Source organism: Campylobacter jejuni (genome assembly GCF_049221745.1).
GTDB lineage: Bacteria > Campylobacterota > Campylobacteria > Campylobacterales > Campylobacteraceae > Campylobacter_D > Campylobacter_D jejuni_E.
This window is the reverse complement of record NZ_JBMJAO010000019.1, coordinates 1-4,104: the sequence shown is the minus strand read 5'-3', so window position 1 is coordinate 4,104 and position 4,104 is coordinate 1. Positions and strand designations below refer to the sequence as shown.

8 protein-coding genes and 2 pseudogenes are annotated in these 4,104 nt (G+C 27.2%); 8 read left to right on the top strand and 2 right to left on the bottom strand.

From position 1 onward, the window contains the following. Positions 1-118: 118 nt before the first annotated feature. The 8 genes and pseudogenes from tnpA to ACOTU8_RS08625 all read left to right on the top strand — a co-directional run bounded on the left by tnpA (position 119) and on the right by ACOTU8_RS08625 (position 3,219). Positions 119-626: pseudogene (gene tnpA, locus ACOTU8_RS08660) on the top strand (IS200/IS605 family transposase). Further along, a pseudogene (locus ACOTU8_RS08655) lies at positions 605-1,653 on the top strand (RNA-guided endonuclease InsQ/TnpB family protein). Before tnpA ends, ACOTU8_RS08655 begins: the two co-directional pseudogenes overlap by 22 nt. Positions 1,654-1,655: 2 nt before the next feature. Continuing rightward, positions 1,656-1,868 carry a hypothetical protein gene (locus ACOTU8_RS08650; protein WP_422342541.1) on the top strand — a complete coding sequence of 71 codons (213 nt, stop codon included), beginning with the start codon at positions 1,656-1,658 and terminating at the stop codon, positions 1,866-1,868. A 444-nt stretch (positions 1,869-2,312) separates the two neighbouring features. Further along, positions 2,313-2,450, top strand: coding sequence for a hypothetical protein (locus tag ACOTU8_RS08645; RefSeq protein ID WP_422342540.1), 138 nt, complete (start codon positions 2,313-2,315; stop codon positions 2,448-2,450). After that, positions 2,387-2,596, top strand: coding sequence for a hypothetical protein (locus ACOTU8_RS08640; RefSeq protein WP_422342542.1), 210 nt, complete (start codon positions 2,387-2,389; stop codon positions 2,594-2,596). Before ACOTU8_RS08645 ends, ACOTU8_RS08640 begins: the two co-directional genes overlap by 64 nt. Continuing rightward, positions 2,535-2,735: a RepB family plasmid replication initiator protein gene (locus ACOTU8_RS08635; RefSeq protein ID WP_422342539.1), complete on the top strand. Its 201-nt coding sequence runs from the start codon at positions 2,535-2,537 to the stop codon at positions 2,733-2,735. The genes ACOTU8_RS08640 and ACOTU8_RS08635 overlap by 62 nt, the downstream gene beginning before the upstream one ends. Before the next feature lie 23 nt (positions 2,736-2,758). Further along, positions 2,759-2,935, top strand: a complete 177-nt coding sequence (locus tag ACOTU8_RS08630) for a hypothetical protein (protein ID WP_422342538.1) — start codon at positions 2,759-2,761, stop codon at positions 2,933-2,935. 56 nt (positions 2,936-2,991) lie between these two features. Next, complete coding sequence (locus ACOTU8_RS08625; RefSeq protein ID WP_422342537.1) at positions 2,992-3,219, top strand: hypothetical protein; 228 nt, start codon at positions 2,992-2,994, stop codon at positions 3,217-3,219. On the opposite strand, the gene ACOTU8_RS08620 is transcribed toward ACOTU8_RS08625, so the two are convergent. After that, positions 3,216-3,452, bottom strand: coding sequence for a hypothetical protein (locus tag ACOTU8_RS08620; protein WP_422342536.1), 237 nt, complete (start codon positions 3,450-3,452; stop codon positions 3,216-3,218). The genes ACOTU8_RS08625 and ACOTU8_RS08620 overlap by 4 nt on opposite strands. A gap of 9 nt (positions 3,453-3,461) precedes the next feature. Next, positions 3,462-3,677, bottom strand: coding sequence for a hypothetical protein (locus ACOTU8_RS08615; RefSeq protein ID WP_422342535.1), 216 nt, complete (start codon positions 3,675-3,677; stop codon positions 3,462-3,464). Positions 3,678-4,104 lie beyond the last annotated feature (427 nt).

Genomic DNA, 4,104 nt, shown 5'->3' with positions numbered 1-4,104 from the left:
GCAATTTTACCAAATCTAGCCGTAAAGCCCATAGCTTTAGCTACGGGGATATAAGACTTTAAAAAATTTTAATTTTTTAATATTGAATTATTTAAATGTATTTTGCATAATTCATTTTATGAAAGATATAAAATATAAATCCAATAATAATATTGTCTATTCTTGTAAGTATCATATCATTTGGTGTCCTAAATATAGGCGTAAAGTTTTAGTTGGAGAAGTTGAAAAGAGATTAAAAGAAATAATTATACAAGTTGCAAAAGAAATGAATGTAGAGATTTTAGAAATGCAAACAGATAAAGATCATATTCACATTTTAGCAGATATTGACCCTAGCTTTGAGGTTATGAAATTTATAAAAACTGCAAAAGGTAGAAGTAGTAGAATTTTAAGAAATGAATTTGCTTTTTTAAAATCAAGACTTCCTACTTTATGGACTAATTCTTGTTTTATTTCATCGGTTGGTGGAGCATCACTTGAAGTTATAAAACAATACATTGAAAATCAACAAATCAGCGAACGCCCTAAACAAAAAACAAAAATGGAAAACTTATGTTAAAAAACCTACAAGTATAAGTTATATAAAACAAAAAAGACTAAACATATTGATGAACTTATCAATATAACTTGTCATATTTATAATCATTGCATTGCACTTCATAAAAGACATTATAAACTTTATCATAAAAGTTTAAATAAAATTAGACTTCAAAAACATCTAACTAAACTTAAAAAACTTGATAAATATAAACATTGGAATAAACTAGGATCACAAGCCATACAACAATCACTGAAAGAATTGATGAAGCTTATAAGAAATTTTCTTTAAAAGACTTGGAGGACTACCTAGCTTTAAAAAGCATATTAAGTATAAGTCTTTCACTCTAAAAGGAAGTGTAGGTTATAAATTAAAAAATAATGTTATTTCTCTTAATGGTTATGAATATAAATTTAGCAAAAATCAAAAGATAAATGCTAGTGATAAAATAAAAACCCTAACTATTAAGAGGGATAACATAGAAGATTACTATATCTGTGTTAGTTTAGAAACAAAAGATAAAGCTCATATCACAACAGGTAAAAGTGGGTATAGACTTTGGACTTAAAACCTTTCTAACTCTTAGTGATAAACAACTATAGCATCTCCTATGTTTTATCTTAAATCTTTAAAAGAATTAAAAGCCAAACAAAGAAAACTTAGTTTAAAAAAGATTGGCTCAAATAATAGATTAAAAGCTAAACTACAATTAGCTAAGTTTCATATAAAACTAGCAAATCAAAGAAAAGATTATTTCTTTAAATTAGCCAATACTATAGCTAAAGAATACGATAATGTTTTTATTAAAGATTTAAACATTAAAGCTATGGCTAAAATTTGGGGTAGAAAGATAAATGATTTAGCATTTAATAAATTTATATCAATCTTAACCACTAAAATAAATGTTGTTAAGATTGATAGATTTTTATCCTAGTTCTAAGACTTGTAGTTGTTGTGGATATATCAAAGATGATTTAAATTTAAAAGATAGAATATTTAAATGTCCTAAATGCAAGATGAAATTAGATAGGGACTATAATGCTAGTTTAAATATTTATAGAGTTGGGGCATCAACTCTTAGAGGAGAATCTATAAGACCTACAAAGGTAGGCTAGATTTGTTGATACTAGAAACTCCCGCATTTATGCGTGGAGAGTATGTCATAAGAGAAAGCACAGGAGACGCAATACTCATGCAAGCAAGAATTAAAGCAGTTAGAGACATTATACAATCAAAATATACAAAACTTAGAGAACGAATTAGAAACAGCTTTAAAAAGACAATAAAAAAAGCAAAGCAAATTAAAAGAGATTTTGGAATAAGTAGATAAAAACCGAGAAATATTTTTAAAATATACTCTGAATTAATTAAAATTGTGATATATAATTTTGTGGAGTTTAAATCCTAGTGGATTGCAGCTCCACTAGGGTTAATTTGCTCCGCCGAAAGGGGGAACGAATGAAATTCATCGTAATTATAGCATTAATTTGCTTAATTGTAACCTTAACTTATTAAAGCTTAAGGGAGGTTTAGGGTATGAGGGCAAGCACTTATACCCTTTATACAATGAACTGCCCTTGCTTGCTTCTTTTAAGTTTAGGAAAACTAATGAAAACACCAAAAAACTAATAAAAAAAGAATTCAAAAAGCTATAGTAACTCAAAATAATCGCTTCGTTTATGCTAAATACGATATGAACACTAATGAACTTAAAATGTTTATGTGAATAGGCACAGCTTAATAGCCAAAAAGACGCTTTTTTCAAGTTTGTGAAATGCCATTAACTGAAGTTATGGAGGTTTGGCAAGGAAATGACAAAGAAGTAGATTATAATTATATAAGAAATTTATGTCAATCTATGGCAAAAAAGCTTATATTGAAGACTTTAAATTACTTGATGAAAAAACAATGAAAGAAGTGAGTGTTTTTAGAGCTATGCCACTTTTTAAATTTATAGAATACAGACAAGCACAAGGGTATATTACTTATCAACTAAATGATAACCTTATGGAAGTATTTACTAGACCAAAAAAGAGATTTTACCCAGTTAAAATTTAGTGATATCCAACAAATGAAATCAGCTTATAGCATAAAAATATATAATATACTTGTTTGCGAACTCAAACAAAACAAACAAAGCCTTAAAATCAATCTTGCAATATTGCAAAACCTTTTAGAAGTGCCAAAAGTCTATTAGATTGACAAGGATTTCAAAGACGAGTGTTAAATCAAGCCAAAAAAGATATAAACGGCAAATCAAATCTTATTTTACTAGAAATAAAAACTTACAAAACAGGGCGTAAAATAACGGACTTAGAATTTATTTTTGATTATAAGAATAACGATAAACGCATAGCACAAGAAAAAGCTAAAAAAGAAAAGTTTTTAATCACTTAAAAGAAATTCTAAGCTCTTATATAGGCAAATCAATTTATGATGAACGCTTTGGCGAAATGATTATAACTCATTACGATCATAACGAAGCTGATAATAAAATTTCAATCATCGCACAAAGAAAAAGCGATGATAAATATATAGCATTTCCAGTTAAAAACTTCAAAGATATACAAAGTTTAGAGAAGTTAAAAGATAAAGCCGAAGAACTTTTTTACTTAGATAAGCAAAGAGTAATTAACGCCAAAGAAGCACAAAATTATAAAAATCTTTTCACAATGGATTAAGCAGATATATCTAAAAGCTGATCTTTTTTGCTAGTATTTGCTTGATTATCAGCATTTGTAGAATTATTTTGTTCTTCTTTTTTAGCTTCAGCTTCTACTTTTTTTGTATTATCATTCTCAGCTTTTTTTTCTTGTTCAAATTTAGCTTCCTCAAGTTTTAATAGTGGTTTTGCTGTATAACGCAAGCTTGTATCAATAACTTGATTACAACATTGAGAATATACTAATCCCATCATTATCCTTTAGTGGTTTATACAAATACCTAATTTAGCGCAAGCTTGATGCTGATAAATAGGCTGATGTATTGTTTGGCAATTATGAAAAGTTGCACAAGTTATACTTCTATCTTGTTGTTGTGAATTATTAAAATTTTTCTTGCTATGATAACTATGATTTGAAGCTAAGGCAAGGCTAGATAATGAAGCAATAACTGCTAAACCTAAGATAATTTTTTTCATTTTAATCCTTTCTATGATTAAAATTTTGATATATAAAAAATTATAAAACTAAAAAATTAATTTAATATTAAATAACAGAAAAATCAAAAATTTAATTAAACGTCGAGAAAAATTTACTCAACTTTTTTTGTTTTTTCTCTCGTATTTTTCTATGTTTTTATATATTTTTATGGGGCTTTATAAGATCTATATGATGGGCTCTAGCGAAATATTAATGGGAGAAATATATTTACAATGACTTTTTAATATACTACAATAAAAAATCTACCTTGAGTTTTCACTCTTGGCGGAAATTTATCAATCAAGGCTAACTATGAAACGACATAGTAAGCGTCTTAAAGTAGTATTATATCTAAATTTAAAGCTTTTTAAGTTTAAAATGATGGTATTTTTGCAAAACCGCAGAGGCAGAGAAGTCCCTTGCCTT

Excerpts from the sequence above, each read along its gene's own strand:
- ACOTU8_RS08645 (WP_422342540.1), top strand. The coding sequence starts at position 2,313 with ATGCCATTAACTGAAGTTATGGAGGTTTGGCAAGGAAATGACAAAGAA.
- ACOTU8_RS08640 (WP_422342542.1), top strand. The coding sequence starts at position 2,387 with ATGTCAATCTATGGCAAAAAAGCTTATATTGAAGACTTTAAATTACTT.
- ACOTU8_RS08635 (WP_422342539.1), top strand. The coding sequence starts at position 2,535 with ATGATAACCTTATGGAAGTATTTACTAGACCAAAAAAGAGATTTTACC.
- ACOTU8_RS08625 (WP_422342537.1), top strand. The coding sequence starts at position 2,992 with ATGATTATAACTCATTACGATCATAACGAAGCTGATAATAAAATTTCA.
- ACOTU8_RS08620 (WP_422342536.1), bottom strand. The coding sequence starts at position 3,452 with ATGGGATTAGTATATTCTCAATGTTGTAATCAAGTTATTGATACAAGC.
- ACOTU8_RS08615 (WP_422342535.1), bottom strand. The coding sequence starts at position 3,677 with ATGAAAAAAATTATCTTAGGTTTAGCAGTTATTGCTTCATTATCTAGC.